At 43.1% G+C, this 13,644-nt stretch carries 15 protein-coding genes and 1 pseudogene; 6 read left to right on the forward strand and 10 right to left on the reverse strand.

The window, feature by feature from the left end; translation table 11 throughout:
* Window positions 1–85 precede the first annotated feature (85 nt).
* Window positions 86–985, forward strand: a complete 900-nt coding sequence (locus AC0VYA_RS20480) for a TIGR03899 family protein (RefSeq protein WP_475489495.1) — start codon at window positions 86–88, stop codon at window positions 983–985.
* Here AC0VYA_RS20480 and AC0VYA_RS20485 read toward each other — a convergent pair.
* The 9 genes and pseudogenes from AC0VYA_RS20485 to pspA form a co-directional block, all read right to left on the reverse strand.
* Window positions 982–1,752, reverse strand: a complete 771-nt coding sequence (locus AC0VYA_RS20485) for a phosphoadenylyl-sulfate reductase (protein ID WP_011576733.1) — start codon at window positions 1,750–1,752, stop codon at window positions 982–984. The two genes, AC0VYA_RS20480 and AC0VYA_RS20485, sit on opposite strands and share 4 nt — an antisense overlap.
* Complete coding sequence (gene cysI, locus AC0VYA_RS20490) at window positions 1,745–3,454, reverse strand: assimilatory sulfite reductase (NADPH) hemoprotein subunit (RefSeq protein WP_475489496.1); 1,710 nt, start codon at window positions 3,452–3,454, stop codon at window positions 1,745–1,747. Before cysI ends, AC0VYA_RS20485 begins: the two co-directional genes overlap by 8 nt.
* Window positions 3,454–5,286, reverse strand: coding sequence for an assimilatory sulfite reductase (NADPH) flavoprotein subunit (locus AC0VYA_RS20495; protein WP_475489497.1), 1,833 nt, complete (start codon window positions 5,284–5,286; stop codon window positions 3,454–3,456). Before AC0VYA_RS20495 ends, cysI begins: the two co-directional genes overlap by 1 nt.
* Window positions 5,287–5,417: 131 nt before the next feature.
* A complete protein-coding gene (locus tag AC0VYA_RS20500; protein ID WP_475489498.1) occupies window positions 5,418–6,176 on the reverse strand; it encodes a TIGR04219 family outer membrane beta-barrel protein in 759 nt (252 codons plus the stop codon).
* Window positions 6,177–6,179: 3 nt separating this feature from the next.
* The gene (locus AC0VYA_RS20505; RefSeq protein ID WP_475489499.1) at window positions 6,180–7,169 is read right to left on the reverse strand and encodes a DUF2333 family protein; all 990 of its coding nucleotides are present in this window, start codon (window positions 7,167–7,169) and stop codon (window positions 6,180–6,182) included.
* A gap of 9 nt (window positions 7,170–7,178) precedes the next feature.
* On the reverse strand, window positions 7,179–7,622 hold the full coding sequence (locus AC0VYA_RS20510) for a copper chaperone PCu(A)C (protein ID WP_475489500.1): 444 nt from the start codon (window positions 7,620–7,622) through the stop codon (window positions 7,179–7,181).
* A gap of 115 nt (window positions 7,623–7,737) precedes the next feature.
* On the reverse strand, window positions 7,738–8,196 hold the full coding sequence (locus AC0VYA_RS20515; protein ID WP_232283266.1) for a hypothetical protein: 459 nt from the start codon (window positions 8,194–8,196) through the stop codon (window positions 7,738–7,740).
* Window positions 8,148–8,282: pseudogene (locus AC0VYA_RS20520) on the reverse strand (PspC domain-containing protein); the annotation flags it as partial. The gene AC0VYA_RS20515 and the pseudogene AC0VYA_RS20520, both read right to left, overlap by 49 nt.
* Window positions 8,283–8,357: 75 nt before the next feature.
* On the reverse strand, window positions 8,358–9,017 hold the full coding sequence (gene pspA, locus AC0VYA_RS20525; protein ID WP_475489501.1) for a phage shock protein PspA: 660 nt from the start codon (window positions 9,015–9,017) through the stop codon (window positions 8,358–8,360).
* Between the two features lie 351 nt (window positions 9,018–9,368).
* Between pspA and AC0VYA_RS20530 the strand changes: the two genes are divergently transcribed.
* Genes AC0VYA_RS20530 through AC0VYA_RS20550 form a run of 5 tightly spaced genes read left to right on the forward strand, consistent with a single transcriptional unit; the run spans window position 9,369 to window position 13,464 of the window.
* Complete coding sequence (locus AC0VYA_RS20530) at window positions 9,369–9,662, forward strand: hypothetical protein (protein WP_011576741.1); 294 nt, start codon at window positions 9,369–9,371, stop codon at window positions 9,660–9,662.
* 4 nt (window positions 9,663–9,666) lie between these two features.
* Window positions 9,667–10,362 carry an SDR family NAD(P)-dependent oxidoreductase gene (locus AC0VYA_RS20535; RefSeq protein ID WP_475489502.1) on the forward strand — a complete coding sequence of 232 codons (696 nt, stop codon included), beginning with the start codon at window positions 9,667–9,669 and terminating at the stop codon, window positions 10,360–10,362.
* A complete protein-coding gene (locus AC0VYA_RS20540) occupies window positions 10,359–11,702 on the forward strand; it encodes an ANL family adenylate-forming protein (protein WP_475489503.1) in 1,344 nt (447 codons plus the stop codon). The genes AC0VYA_RS20535 and AC0VYA_RS20540 overlap by 4 nt, the downstream gene beginning before the upstream one ends.
* Window positions 11,703–11,749: 47 nt before the next feature.
* Window positions 11,750–12,394: an acyltransferase gene (locus tag AC0VYA_RS20545; protein ID WP_475489504.1), complete on the forward strand. Its 645-nt coding sequence runs from the start codon at window positions 11,750–11,752 to the stop codon at window positions 12,392–12,394.
* Between the two features lie 17 nt (window positions 12,395–12,411).
* On the forward strand, window positions 12,412–13,464 hold the full coding sequence (locus AC0VYA_RS20550) for an acyltransferase family protein (RefSeq protein WP_011576745.1): 1,053 nt from the start codon (window positions 12,412–12,414) through the stop codon (window positions 13,462–13,464).
* Between the two features lie 20 nt (window positions 13,465–13,484).
* Here the strand turns inward: AC0VYA_RS20550 and AC0VYA_RS20555 are convergent, their stop codons facing one another.
* Entirely contained in the window at window positions 13,485–13,643 is a 159-nt protein-coding gene (locus AC0VYA_RS20555; RefSeq protein WP_475489505.1) for a hypothetical protein, read from the reverse strand.
* Window position 13,644 lies beyond the last annotated feature (1 nt).

Consider the following 13,644-nt stretch of genomic DNA (forward strand, 5'->3'; position numbering starts at 1 on the left):
ATATATTACCAGACGCCATGCTACTAGGAACAAGCATACTATGGTAAATAATATTTACTAGATAAGATATTTGTATAAATACCCTATGAAAATAGACAACCAACATACACCGTCCCCGGCGCCCATTGAAAAGGTCAAAAGTAAGCCCTCGACTCAGGTGAACCCTAACGCTGAGACCCCAGACAAGGGGCCTCAAGATGTTAAGGGCACTGCGGCACGGATGACACAATGGTTTGCACAAATTGGTGTATCCCTGCCTTATCAAGGTATGCGTGCCAATAGCATAGAAACCAGAGTACAAAGGCGGCAGAAAATAGCAGCCCAACGTAAGCTAAGTAATATAGAAAGTGTGCTCGAAAAGGCGCTAAAATACTGTATTGAGGAAGGGGAGAATGAGCGTCTCGACCCCGATTGGTTTTATAACTTTGCCAATATGGCAGAGGAAATACATTCGCCGGCCATGCAGGAATTATGGGGAAAAATTTTTGCAGTAGAAACAAACCGCCCAGGCAGTTTCTCGCTTCGCACACTGCTCATTTTAAAACAATTAACACAAAAAGATGCCCAGACATTTCGCCGCGCAGTCGCTTTGTCGAGTAGACGAAAAGGTGACACAACACCTAAATTACTCACAGGGTTTTATCAGCAGCCTTCCATACTCGCTATGTTTAGGTTGCGCAAAGAGCAACAACTCAATCTTGCGACCTTTGGCCTTAGCTATCCCGATTTGCTCTCTTTGATGGATTTAGGGCTGATACACCAAACTGAAATAGAATCAGGTGAATGGCCAGTTAATTCAGTGGTGGAATGGAGGAGTAATGGCCAAGTTTTCCAATTGAGCGCAAGAAAACCTGGTACCACTTTAAAGTATTATAAGTTTACCACCTCAGGGGCGGAACTTTTTACTTTGGTGGGAGTTAACAAGCAAGCAAACTATATAGAAGCGTTGAAACATATTTTGCTCAACGCATTTGTCGTCGACTAAATACCATCACCATCACCAAATTCATGTAGGCCGCACTCACGTTTCAAGCCAAAGAAGCGAGTATCTTTCTCGTCCATTCCTTCTTGCAAGGAGCGTGTAGTGTGCCAATCGCCGATCGAAACATAGCCCTGCTCCCATAACGGATGGTAGGGCATGTCATGCTCTTTTAAGTAATAGTGAACATCTTTATTACTCCAATCCAGGATAGGATAGACTTTCACTTGTCGCGTCAACTTTTGCAATATTGATAGCGATTCACGCATTTCCGACTGACTGCGGCGCAATCCAGCGAACCACGTTTTTACATCTAGCTCAGCAAGCGCTTGCTGCATGGGTTGCACTTTATTCAGCTTATTGTACTGCTCAATGCCGTCGGCACCGTTTTCCCACAATTTGCCAAAGCGTGCTTCTTGCCACGCGCCTGACATAGGCGCTCGGTACACTTGCAGGTTAAGGTTCAAACGCTCAGTTAGCTCATCAATAAATTGATAGGTTTCAGGAAATAGGTAGCCTGTATCCGTCAATACCACTGGAATATCAGGAAATTGCTGAGTCAACATATGTAACATTACTGCAGCTTGAGCACCGAAACTTGAAGACAACATAAAAGTTGGCTCCAGATTTTCCAGTGCCCAGGTCACGCGCTGAACCGCACTTTTCGCTTCCAACTGCTGGTTCAGCTCTTCTAACGAAACCTGCGTTAAAATCTTAGGTGTACCGTCGTTTGGCTCGGCATTTTGCGACGACTGCAACGTTACATTACGCATAAAAATCCTCAGCGGAATTCACCACTTCTGCGATAACACCTGTGCGAATAACAAAGTCACCAAATGATTCATCACTTTGAGCTTCTTTTGCCCACTGGCCGATCAATACATCTAGCTCGTCCATGATTTGCTGCTCACCGATGTTCTCTTTGTACATTTTCGGAATTCTTGTGCCCTGACGGTTTCCGCCTAAGTGCAAATTGTATTTGCCCGGCCCTTTACCCACTAAACCGATTTCAGCCAGCATGGAACGTCCACAACCATTCGGGCAGCCAGTAACGCGGTAAATTATGCTCTTTTGCGCAATTTCGTGTTTCGCTAATATGCCCTCTAACTGAGTAACGGCTTCAGGCAAATAGCGCTCAGCCTCTGCCATTGCCAAAGGACAAGTAGGCAAAGCAACGCAAGCCATGGAATCTTTGCGCTGAGCTGACAAGTCATCTTCGATCAAACCATGACCTCTGGCTATTTCTTCCACTTTCGCTTTGTTTTGTTCGCTGACGCCCGCCACAATTAGGTTTTGATTAGCGGTTAAACGGAAATCACCATCGTGTATCTTGGCGATTTCAGCACAGCCTGTTTTCAAAGGCTTACCTGGGTAATCTAAAATTCGGCCATTTTCAATAAATAGGGTTAAATGATGCTTACCGTCAATACCTTCAACCCAACCAATGCGGTCTCCACGCTCAGTAAACTCATATGCCTGACTTTCACCAAACGTTACGCCTGAACGCTTTTCGACTTCGGCTTTAAAGTTTTCTACCCCTACTCGTTCAAGGGTATATTTGGTTTTTGCGTTTTTACGGTTAACTCGGTTACCCCAGTCACGCTGCGTGCTGACAACGGCTTCAGCAATCGCTAAGGTGTCTTCCACTTTAATAAAACCAAAGTCGCTTGCCTTACGAGGGAATGTAGCATGGTCGCCGTGGGTCATAGCAAGACCACCACCGACTAGCACATTAAACCCGACTAACTTTCCGTCTTTAGAAATGGCAATGAAGTTAAGATCGTTAGCGTGCACATCCACATCGTTTAAAGGAGGAATGGCCACTGTTGTCTTAAATTTACGCGGCAAGTAGTTGGCGCCCAAAATCGGTTCGTGATCTGTGGTTTCTTTTTTCTCGCCATCAAGCCATATTTCCGCGTAAGCACGCGTTTTAGGCAGTAAATGTTCACTGATTTTAGTGGCCCACTCATAGGCTTCTTGATGCACAGCCGACTCAATAGGATTCGAGGTACACAACACATTTCGATTAACATCACCAGCAGTGGCAATTGAATCAATACCGACTTGGTTAAGCGTTTGATGCATCAATTTGATATTGGGTTTAAGTACACCGTGAAATTGAAATGTTTGGCGCGTCGTTAAACGAATACTGCCGTAGAGTGATTTTTCTTCGGCGAATTTATCAATTGCTAACCATTGCTGAGGCTTAATAATGCCTCCTGGCAAACGCGCACGTAACATAACATTTTGTAATGGCTCAAGCTTTTGCTTAGCGCGTTCGGCGCGCAAGTCACGATCGTCTTGTTGATACATACCGTGAAAACGAATTAACTGGAAATTGTCACCCACAAATGCACCGGTTAAATCATCTTTTAAATCTTCAGCAATAGTGCCACGTAAAAAATTGCTTTCGCCTTTAAGGCGTTCGTTGTCGGCAAGCTTGCCCTCTACAACGAATTTATTGTCTGTCGTCATTAATAAACGTCCTTCTGATAACGTTTTGCTCTGCGCAATGCAGTTAAATATTCTTCGGCAGCTTCAGCACTCTTAGCACCGTGCTTTTGTACGATTTCGACCAGTGCGGCATGCACGTCTTTAGCCATATGATTCGCATCACCGCACACATAAAAATGCGCACCCTGTTCAAGCCATGCAAATACTTCTGCGCCTTGCTCTAATAATCGATGCTGAACATATATTTTATCTTCTTGATCGCGTGAAAACGCCAAGCTGACTTTACTGAGCACGCCGTCTTTTACGAAACGCTGCCACTCTGTTTGATATAAAAAGTCTTGGGTGTAATTTGGGTTGCCAAAGAACAACCAGTTTTTACCCTCAGCTTCTTGCGCCTCACGTTCTTGCATAAATGCTCTAAAAGGGGCTATGCCGGTGCCTGGCCCAACCATGATGACAGGGGTATCTGAACTTTCAGGCAAACGGAAGTTGTCATTCTTTTCAACAAAAACTTGTACTTCACCGCCTTCTTCTAAGCGCTGAGCGAGGTAACTTGACGCGCCGCCTTGATGAATCTGGCCATGTGCATCGTATTCAACTAATGCCACTGTTAAATGCACCTCGTCTTCTACTTCAGCTTGGCTCGAAGCAATAGAATAGAGACGCGGAGTCATACCCCGCAGCATATCAACTAACGCTTGAGCATCTACTTTTGCTGGATATTGGCGCACAATATCAATAATTTGACGTTCGCCTAGGAAAGCCCGTAAGCCTGCTTTGTCTTCGAGTAAGGCATTCAATTCAGGATTATTCGCAATCTCAGCATACGCGGTCACAAATGACGGATAGCTCTGGGTTAACTCACGCTTTTCAATCAGTGCATCACGCAGGACAATAGCTTCACCGCTTAAGGTAACTTCCGCCTCACCTTCAACGCCAAGCAAGCTAAGTAACTCGTCTACCATGCTAGGGTCATTTTTGAACCAAACACCTAATGCATCACCTGGGCGATATTGAATGCCTGAGTCTTCAAGTGAAATTTCAATGTGCCTGATGTCTTTGACTGAATCACGGCCAGTTACTTTTTGGCTTTCTAACAAACTCGCTGTAAAAGGGTTTTTCTTAGAATACTGAGCCGTGGCCACTGACAGGCTGGGCTTACCAACATGAGGCATGGCTACCACATGTGAATTGCTTTTAGCTTTCAGCTCATCTTGAACTTTATTTAAAACTTGTTCACCCCAGGCTTGCGCAGCGTCATCGTAATCCACATCACAGTCAACGCGATCGGCAATACGCTTGGCACCTAATTCATCAAGCTTTTTGTCAAAGTCTTTGGCGGTCTGGCAGAAAAATTCATAGCTGCTGTCTCCTAGGCCTAAAACTGAGAAGCTCAAATTTGGTAATTTAGGGGCTTTTTTACTTGAAAGAAAATCATGCAACTCAATGGCATCATCTGGCGCATCCCCTTCACCGTGGGTGCTAACAATGACCACGACATGTGATTCATTCTTCAGTTGTTTCGCTTTGTAGTCAGCCATATTGACCAACTTGGCTGGAATGCCTGCTGCATCGAGCTTGGCTTTGTAGCCTTGGGCCAATGCCTTAGCGTTACCCGTTTGAGAGCCGTAAAGAATGGTAATGAATTTATCCGCACCCGCTGCCTCGCCAACTGCTGGGTTTACTTGAGGGATCGTTGCACCGACCTGAGTCTGAGCTAGCCCAGCCAGATAACCACTTAACCAACCTAATTGAGATGGCGTGAGTGACGGCGTCAATTGATTAAGCTGCGCCCATTGGGTATCACTTAATGCGGTAGTAGAACCTAAATTTTGCTGTGTATTTGATGACATAATATCGCTAACCTCGAATGCTATGGCACTAGGTTAGCGATCTATTTTCATAACCGGAAAGAATAAATACTAATTTTTTATTACTTAATGGACTGAACGAAAAGTCAACAAATCGCTACAGCCAAAATAGTTTAAAAATGTACTTCAACGCCAACAAACGCGCCACTGAATTCAAAGTCGGTATAAATACCGTCTAAGTCATCTAATTCCATCTTTAACTGGCGATAGCCAAGCTGTACTGTAGCGTCAATAGCGATATTATCGAGCAAACCGTAAGTGATCGCCGCTTGATAATCTGAAATGGTGTTATCGTCGAACGCTAAAAAACTTCCTTCTACATATGCACCCAATCCTGTAAATGGTACACCTACAGCAACGCGAGAATAAAGCATTGGCACAAATCCAGAGAAGTCTTGTGAGGCATTCTGTGTTGCATCACCTTGTTCTTCTACATAAATATCGCCGTCAACATGCTTAGCGTTGATACCTAAGTCAAAACTTATTAGGTCATTATCGAACAACTCATAATAAGCAATGTAATCAGTGCTGATTAAATCAAGTGAAGTATTGACCGTGGTGTTCGCTGAAAACAACTCTGAACCATAGGTCATGCTAGAAGACAGCACGGTTTCCCCATTGGTATCTAGCCCTGTACGTTGTAATTTAATATTTGGTACGAATGGCACAGGGTGCTCAAGCGCAACATAAAAGCTGCCCTTGGTTTCATCTTCAAAATTAAAATCAACGTTATTATTGCTATCAGAAAACCCACCGGTTGTCTCCATATCCCATGCTTGCGCTCCCGCATATACGCCTAAAAGAGTGTCGGCTTGGCTCGAAAAACTTGAAAAGGCCAATACCAGTGCACCAGCACAGAGTGATTTGTTCATTCGTTATCCTTGATTTAGTAGTTCTGAAAGTTCAATTAGAGCAGCATTCGCGCGGGAAATATAGTTCGCCATCACCAACGAGTGATTTGCTAGCATGCCAAAGCCACTGCCATTTAAGATCATGGGGCTGAAAATAGACTCTTGGGTAGATTCAAGCTCACGAATAATCTGCTGGACGCTGACTCGCGCATTCTTCTTGTCTAATACATCTGCGAAATCAACTTCAACCGCTTTTAAAAAATGAATTAATGCCCAACTTGCGCCGCGCGCCTCATAGAAATTGTTGTCTAACTGAAACCAGCTTGTTTGCTCACGCAGTTCTTCAGCAGGGATAGCTCCTCCTGTACTACTGTCACCCGCAAAGCTTGTATCAAGCCTGTCCTGCCCTACGCTGACACTTAATTTTTGTGACAAGTTGCCTAGTCTTTTTTCAACTTGTTTTACCCAATCACGCAAGTTATCGGCGCGCGCATAAAATTGTGCCGTACCCTGGCGGCTAGTAGATAAACTTGCGCGGTACTGATACAGCTTATCGATAGCATCTTGATATTGAGATTCAGCAGAAGGTAAAAGCCAACTGCGGTGATCAATATTTAGTTTTGGCTGTGCATCGGTCAAAAATGGATTTTCGCTAGATTGTGATTGAGAGCGGCTAATATCTTTACGCATGGATAAAGCCAAGTCTCGCGTCATCTCTAACGCGCCAAACTCCCAACTTGGCATGTTGTCCATAAACAATCCTGGCGGCATAACATCATTGGACAAGTATCCACCAGATTTATTCAACAGGGTCTCTGTTACGGTAATCAAGCTAGTCGTCAAGGTATATCCGGGGACTAGTTTTTCGTTATGTTGCTGGGCGTATTCTTGAGCGGTTTGCTTAGGATCAAACGTGGCAGGTTCAAAGCTCCAATAAATCGCAATGAGCCAAAAAATTAAAAACAGTATTGCTGCAATACTCAGCAACCATTTTGGGGTTAGGTACTTTTGCATGCTCACCTCCTAGTGATGACGATGTTGGTTGGGTGATACGACAACTGCGTTAAAATTGATCTGCTGACCGTCCTTTGTGATTAACGCTAAGGGTACGATTTGCTCTTTTTTCAAAGGCTGCTTCAAGCCGAAGATCATCATGTGTAGGCCTCCGGGCGCAAACTTAACTGTTTTTCCGGCAGGAATAATAACAGCATCTTGTTTCTCCATACGCATGACTTCACCTTGCATAATGTGATTATGCAGTTCTATTTTTTTAGCAATCTCGGCTGAACCACCGACTAAAGATATATCCTGGTCACTGGTATTGGATACGGTAAAATAAGCAGATGTATTAGGTACGCTCGGCGGTAACAATCTTATCGTGGCATCAGAAATTTCTACTTCGGCAAAGGCAGCATTCGCTAAAAAAATCAGAACCATAGCCGTTAATTTTACTATATTCACTGGCATCTACTCTTCCGTTTAAGTGAAAACAGAATTATTCAGTAAATTTCAACAAGATGCTACCCATTCCAGTAGATGGGCGTCCATGTCCCACGTTTATACGGGAAAGATTAACCGAGAATCACGAATAACTATCGTTGCTTTTTTTATCTTTTAGTAACCATATTATGATGATTGCACCTAGCAATATTGGCCAGATACTACTCAAACCTGCAAATATCAGTGCGCCCAATATAGCAAATACGGTGAAGCCAATAGCGGCAACAACACTGAGCGCAACAGCAAATCCAATCATCACTAATACAACCCCCACAATCACTAACAAAATTAACGACGTTACCGGCTCTACAAAATCACTGTCGAGTTGCAGACGAATATCGAGCAAATCTGATGCTGCATATCCAAGGCTGTAAGTTATCAAGATAGCAATTAACACTGCCAGCGCTAGGTTCTTGAGTACATTCATGGGCGTGTAGGCAATAAAAGTACTGCCATACCATATGCAACGGCTGTGGGAACCGGTAGCAACAGCAGGCTCAAAATTGCTGCAATACGTATTGCCCAGCGCGGCTGATCCCAATGTTTTGCTAATCCTGCGCACACACCTGAAATTTTAGCGTGTAATGCATCTCTGTGAAGCCTGTTTATATTTATGTAATCTCTCATGTCATTCTCCAAATTTGAGGTGAGCAACTTTCCGTTTCTGCTTACACCTCTAACTACTCAATCGGTTCTCTGTGCTTATGCGACTTTTTTTCGCAGCTCAGCAAGCTGTTTTTCTATTTCTTCGCTTGCTTCTAATTCGGCTAATTCAGCATTCAGGCTTTTTGTTTCACTGACCAAGTCAAAGGCATCAACTTGCGCTTCTAGGTCATCGATACGGCGCTCGTATTGATCAAACTTCACGATAGCGGTGTCGACTTTGTTATATGCATCTGAATGTCTTAGCTTTAAGCGTGAACTTTGAGTACGTTGTCTTATCAGTAAAGTTTTTTGTTTCGCTTTAGCTTCACTTAGCTTGTCATTTAACTGGCTACTATCACTTTGTAGTTTATTAATAGACTCTTGAACTTCGTTTAGTTGTTCGTGCAGACTATCTAAAGCCTGATCTACTCGCTGTTTTTCACCTAGCGCTGCTCGGGCAAGATCTTCACGCTCTTTTTGTAAAGCGATCTGTGCTTTGTTCTGCCAATTCGCACTTTCAATTTCAAGTTTACTGATACGACGCTCAATCTGCTTCCTATCAGCCAACACCGTCGCGGCAACGGAACGTACCTCAACTAATGTATCCTGCATCTCTAAAATGAGGTGCTTAATCATTTTTTCCGGATCTTCAGCCTTATCCAATAATGCATTAATGTTTGATTGCACGATATCTGACATTCTTGAAAGTAAACCCATAATAAATCTCCACTTGGTTAGGTTTATTGGTTGTACGTGTTATGCAACCAACCGTTATCTATTTACTAGCCTGTTACAAGTGTTGTGCCACATGAAGAATAAGACTTAACCTTATGAAATTTATAGCTTATTTATTCTTGTAACAATCGAGTAGGATCCTACCTTTGATAACAAGTGGTTATTTTGACCAATGAGTTAGTGAGATTAACGATTGTGAAACACGTTATTTTTCTAAAAGAGGGCTATTTAGAGTTTGCAGATTGATATTTTTTGAGCGTATGATAATCATCTACAGCACGATTTTTAAGCAGGACTGCTAATTATTATCATCAATAACCAAGGAAGAACTGTATGACCCACGATGAAATTCAATCACTCATTTTTGCAGCACTTGAACTCACAAATCAATCTCGCGAAGACGACGCGCAAGTCCCCATATCACCCGACACGCCTCTTTTTGGTAAGCAAGGTCACTTGGACTCTATGGGGCTAGTCGCATTGCTCATCGATATAGAAGACATGTTGCTCGACCAAGATATTCAAGTGTCTTTAAGTGACGAACGCGCCATGTCGGCCGCCAATAGTCCTTTTAAAAACGTCAGTTCTCTCGTTGATCATATCGACAAACTTTTATCAGGGAAATAACCCGATGCAACACATACTTGTTACTGGTGCGAGTCGTGGCCTTGGGTTATCAATGGTTGAACATTTATTAGCGCAAGGGAATATCGTATTTGGATGCGCTCGTGGTGAGAGCACTTTTTCACACAAAAATTATCATCACTTTAAAGCGGACGTTTCGAACGAAGAAGACGTCAGCAACTTATTTATTCAGATAAGAAAGTCATTTAAGTACATCGACGTGTTGATTAATAACGCGGGAGTCGCACGAATGAACGCGTTCGCCCTGACTCCTGTTAAAAATATGCGCGAGACCATAGACGTGAATTATGCGGGTACTTTTATGTGCTGCCAAAAAGCAATCCGTCTACTCAGAAAATCAGCAAACCCTCGTATCGTCAATATGAGTACCGTCGCAGTGCCGATGAACCTAGAGGGAGAAGCGGCTTATGCTGCGTCTAAAAGTGCGGTGGAATCCTTAACACGTGTACTCGCCAAAGAGCTAAGCAGCTTCAATATAACCTGCAACGCAATCGGACCTTCGCCAATAGCCACAGACTTAATACGCGGCGTGGGTGAAGAAAAAATAGCACGCTTAGTCGAGCAACAAGCGATACAGAAAATGGCGCAGCCGGAAGATGTACTCAACTTAATCGACTTTTTCATCAAGCCACAGAGTAAAATGATTACAGGTCAGATAATTTATCTAGGAGGGATATCATGACAGTACAATTTTTATTGGACAAAATGGCAGAACTCGAAAACCAACAAGCCGTCGCAGTTGGCAGCAATGTTATTACATATGCAGAGTTACTAACCAAATATCATGCTTGGCTCAAGTGGATAAAAGAAGAACAAATACAGCCCGGAGCGGTCGTTAGTATCAAGTCGGACTATAGCGCTGATAGTATTTCTCTATTTTTGGCATTGACGCATAATCGCAATATTATTGTGCCGCTATCGAATGACTCAAAGGCCCATTTTGATACCTTCTGTGATATTGCTCAAAATCAGTACGATATCATCCTCGGCAATGGCCCTGTTACGTTAGTTAGAACCAATAATCAACCAAACCACGAGCTATACCAGGTTCTGCACAAAAGAAATCAACCCGGTTTGGTATTATTCTCCTCAGGCTCAACCGGAAAAAGCAAAGCAATATTTCACGATTTATCACAGCTCCTCAATAAGTTTACCGTACCGCGGAAAATGATGCGCACACTGGCCTTTTTGCAATTTGATCATATTGGAGGGGTGAATACGTTACTTTATACCTTGGCAAATGGCGGTACGGCAGTGGTGCCTGCTAAACGAACCCCAGAATCCGTGTGTGAAGCCATCGATACTCATCAAGTGGAAGTGTTGCCTACTTCGCCTACCTTTATTAATTTATTGTTGCTCTCTGGCGCGGCAGATGACGCTGACCTTAGCTCACTTAAACTGATTACTTACGGCACTGAAACCATGCCTGATAGTACGCTCGCAGCAATTACCGCAAGATTTCCTGAGACGAAGCTACTGCAAACCTATGGTCTGTCCGAAGTCGGTATTCTGCGCTCTAAATCGAGAGATTCGAAATCCCTGTGGGTCAAAGTGGGCGGTGCTGAATTTGAGACCAAAATCCTAGACGGGCGTCTTTGGATAAAATCAGAATCCGCCATGCTAGGCTATCTTAATGCCCCCTCTCCTTTTGATGAAGACGGCTTTTTAGACACTGGCGACCAAGTTGAGCAAGATGGTGAGTGGATAAAAATATTGGGCCGGCAGAGTGAAATCATTAACGTAGGCGGTGAGAAGGTCTATCCCGCCGAAGTCGAAAGTGTCGTTTTGGAAATGGATGGCGTAGAGGACGCCGCCGTGTATTCTATTCCTCACGCGATAACAGGAATGCTCGTCGCTATCGAGGTGAAGCTGAGCACTGAAGAAACATTATCAGAATTTAAAGTCAGAATGCGCAAATATTGCTCTGCTAGCTTACAGCAATACAAAATCCCTAGAAAAATAACTCTAATTGATAACTATACTCACAATGCACGCTTTAAAAGGATGCGTAAACGATCGTAATAATTGATATTCAATGACGATATTACGACCCAACAAGGATATTGACCATGTATAGCACTATCAAATTAATCATAAATCGTATTTGCCAACTTATTGTTTTACCTCTGGCTATCACTTGCTGGTTAGAAACCAAATTAAGCCAGCGTTCTGAAGCCGTTTTTGCGTTTTGGACGCACATCGTTTCAATATTACCTGGACTGCCAGGCGTATTTTTACGAAGAGCATTCTATTCACTGACCTTAGAAAAATGTTCTCTTAATAGTCACATTGGTTTTGGCACTATTTTCGCTCATCGAGGCACCATCGTAGAAGACAATGTCTATACTGGAATTTATTGTTCAATAGGCTCTGCATATTTAAAAAAGAACTGCTTAATCGGCAGTCATGCCAGTTTGTTAAGCGGAAACACCCAACACCAGCGTAACGAAGAAAATGGTGAATGGATGCCATTTTCTAAAGACAACATCAATCGAATAGAAATCGCAGAAAATGTCTGGGTAGGCGAAGGCGCCATTATACTCGCCAATATAGGAAGAGGCTCTTTGGTAGCCGCCGGTGCTGTCGTTAATACCAATGTAAAAGCAAATATTATTGTTGCAGGCAATCCTGCAAGGTTTGTTAAAAGCTTCACCCAGACTTCAACAGTTGAGACCCCCTCTGCGACAGTAGAAAATTCCGTTTTGAAGCCATGATGTTAGGAAAGTAAAAGATGAAACGCTGTGATTTTGTAGACTGGATGAAAGCAGTAGGCATGTTCCTCATTGTGTTCGGACACTTTTTTGGCGACCCGTTTAATCAATTTACCCAACCGATCCTGCCTAAACAGTTAGGTGTCGCTATGTTTGTTTTCATCATGGGCTGGGGTTTAGGCAAGGTAACGAAAGACAAATTATCGGTTAGCTACAGTCGCTTATTTCCTATGTTCTTTTGGGGAATTATCATTGCGGTGTTCATTAGTGGAATTAGCCTACTGGCTATAGACAACCCTTCGATAAGTAATTACTCGCCTTTTGTTTTTGGGGTAAATGTCATTTTTGATGGTTTCCCAGCGAACCCGACGACGTGGTTTATTGGCACGTATTTTCATATAATTTTGCTTTGGGCGATTCTTTTTCATCGCATTCACGTCACCCCTCAAATACTTTTTTGTAGCCTGCTGATAGAAATCATTATTCGCAGCTATTTTATCGGTAACGAAACCATTTTTATTGCGTACATGACGGTCCCAAATTGGCTTACGCTATTTTTGCTAGGTATGTATATGTGTCAGCGAAAAGATCAACCTAACTCGAAAGGATTAACAGTGATCGGCGTGATTTGGGCAGTATTTCTGGTTTCATGGGCGCTTGTTTTAAACGAGTTTAACGTGACCCAAAGGTTTCCTTTCAAAAATATCGAAATTATCTCGCATTCAGTAAATGCAGTGCTTACCTCTGTCGCCGTCTCAGTCGTATATCTAGCCAATACCTTATTTAGTATTGCTGTATTCAGTCGTATTAAGGCCGGTCGGATAGTGCGATTCTTCTCGCGTAATACCATTATTGTTTTTATAGGTCATATGCCGCTTTACTTCGTTCTTGAACCTATTGTCCGGCTCGTATTTCCCAGTGGTTGGCCAAAACGATTGTGTATTGTTCTTATCATGTACATCGGACTATCTTGGCTGTCTGAATTACTACACAAATGGATAAAAGTGGACTCTATTAAAAAGTGGGGATGGGAAAAAATAACGCAGTTTGTGCCAAAGCTGGCTAAACCTTAAAATCTCTACAGCGATCAATACTACAAAGAGTGACCGCTGTTTATGCTTGAGCTATTAAGGCTAGAAGGTGTACCTACGTTTTCCTGCAACGATACGATGACGGAAAACAAAATAGCACCCGCGATGTACGCGACAACTGGTGCAAATAAGAGCGTGATAAGAGTGTTATGGTCGAACATA

Source organism: Paraglaciecola sp. QJM3NY_14 (assembly GCF_056173245.1).

Coding starts and splice junctions, on each gene's coding strand:
- AC0VYA_RS20555 (WP_475489505.1), bottom strand. CDS start 13,643: ATGTTCGACCATAACACTCTTATCACGCTCTTATTTGCACCAGTTGTC.
- AC0VYA_RS20545 (WP_475489504.1), top strand. CDS start 11,750: ATGTATAGCACTATCAAATTAATCATAAATCGTATTTGCCAACTTATT.
- AC0VYA_RS20510 (WP_475489500.1), bottom strand. CDS start 7,622: ATGCCAGTGAATATAGTAAAATTAACGGCTATGGTTCTGATTTTTTTA.
- AC0VYA_RS20495 (WP_475489497.1), bottom strand. CDS start 5,286: ATGTCATCAAATACACAGCAAAATTTAGGTTCTACTACCGCATTAAGT.
- AC0VYA_RS20505 (WP_475489499.1), bottom strand. CDS start 7,169: ATGCAAAAGTACCTAACCCCAAAATGGTTGCTGAGTATTGCAGCAATA.
- AC0VYA_RS20500 (WP_475489498.1), bottom strand. CDS start 6,176: ATGAACAAATCACTCTGTGCTGGTGCACTGGTATTGGCCTTTTCAAGT.
- AC0VYA_RS20530 (WP_011576741.1), top strand. CDS start 9,369: ATGACCCACGATGAAATTCAATCACTCATTTTTGCAGCACTTGAACTC.
- pspA (WP_475489501.1), bottom strand. CDS start 9,017: ATGGGTTTACTTTCAAGAATGTCAGATATCGTGCAATCAAACATTAAT.
- AC0VYA_RS20535 (WP_475489502.1), top strand. CDS start 9,667: ATGCAACACATACTTGTTACTGGTGCGAGTCGTGGCCTTGGGTTATCA.
- AC0VYA_RS20540 (WP_475489503.1), top strand. CDS start 10,359: ATGACAGTACAATTTTTATTGGACAAAATGGCAGAACTCGAAAACCAA.
- cysI (WP_475489496.1), bottom strand. CDS start 3,454: ATGACGACAGACAATAAATTCGTTGTAGAGGGCAAGCTTGCCGACAAC.
- AC0VYA_RS20550 (WP_011576745.1), top strand. CDS start 12,412: ATGAAACGCTGTGATTTTGTAGACTGGATGAAAGCAGTAGGCATGTTC.
- AC0VYA_RS20480 (WP_475489495.1), top strand. CDS start 86: ATGAAAATAGACAACCAACATACACCGTCCCCGGCGCCCATTGAAAAG.
- AC0VYA_RS20485 (WP_011576733.1), bottom strand. CDS start 1,752: ATGCGTAATGTAACGTTGCAGTCGTCGCAAAATGCCGAGCCAAACGAC.